At 41.6% G+C, this 1082-nt stretch carries 1 protein-coding gene and 1 pseudogene; both read left to right on the forward strand.

The features are described from left to right. The coding region (locus A3763_RS01980) for a C39 family peptidase (RefSeq protein ID WP_068759847.1) at positions 1-662 on the forward strand (662 nt) is incomplete at its 5' end. A gap of 122 nt (positions 663-784) precedes the next feature. Further along, a pseudogene (locus tag A3763_RS01985) lies at positions 785-1082 on the forward strand (transporter); the annotation flags it as partial.

A 1082-nucleotide genomic window follows, 5' to 3' on the forward strand; every position in this document is an offset into this window, starting at 1 on the left:
TATCTAGCGTTTTATACCGTAATATTGTTAGGCAGGCGTATGACTATAGCTGTGGATCTGCAGCATTAACGACTGTATTGCAGCATTATCTTGGGCGCAACTTTCAAGAACGCCAGGTGATGGAAGGTTTGCTTCACTACGGTGAAAATGAGCGAATCGTTGAGCGTCGAGGCTTTTCAATGCTGGATATGAAGCGTTTGGTAACCGCGCTGGGCTTTCCGGCTGGGGGCTTCAAGGCTGAGTTAAAGGATTTGATTGAGCTGGATCATCCAGCTATCGTGCCAATACATTACGCAGGCTTTAAGCATTTCGTGGTTGTTAAGACAATCAAGGATGGGCGTGTTTTTATTGCTGACCCTTCCAAAGGAAATATAACCTTTACTCTCGAACGCTTTAAAGAAAAGTGGGATCAAAATGTATTGTTCGTTATCTTTCCAGGGAATACAAAACCAATTGATGGGCTTGAGTTAAGAGAAGAAGACTTACGCTTTATTGATGATCAGACATTGTCTTTGCAGGCTTTTGATTATACTCCGGACTACAAAGATAATTTGCGGTATTTATTGAATAACGAGATAGAGCGCCGTAAAAACCAGACAGATGAGTTTGGGAATACTACTTTCGATAATGGTACGAAGTTTTTACATTATCGTCGAAACTAGTTTTTGAATAAGTATATGTCGTGTAAGAAATGTGAGCAGCATTGCTCGTATTAGGAAAGTGGTTAGTTGTTACTGCGTGTAAGAGTCACTGACACAAACTATAAAGATAGAAGGAATAGGTAATGAACTCTTGGGTCATTAGATGCGTGCTACTGGCATCAACCGTGCTGTTTGTTTCGGATATTAGTGCTGAAGAAAGTAATGTTGATAAGGCGCGAGATGCCTTAGCCAGACAGTCAGATGATGAGGACTCTACCAAGCAATTGGAAGAGGTTTTCCAGGCGGCTGAGAAAAACTATTCCTTGCTCAAAGCGGGTGGAAAGTCTTTAAGCTATTCTCTGGATTACTCTTATATCTCTGATTCGAGAATTGCCTTGGATGTTCAGAATGGCGTGGTTAGAAATCTGGACGTAAACCCCT

Source organism: Oleiphilus sp. HI0128 (assembly GCF_001635365.1).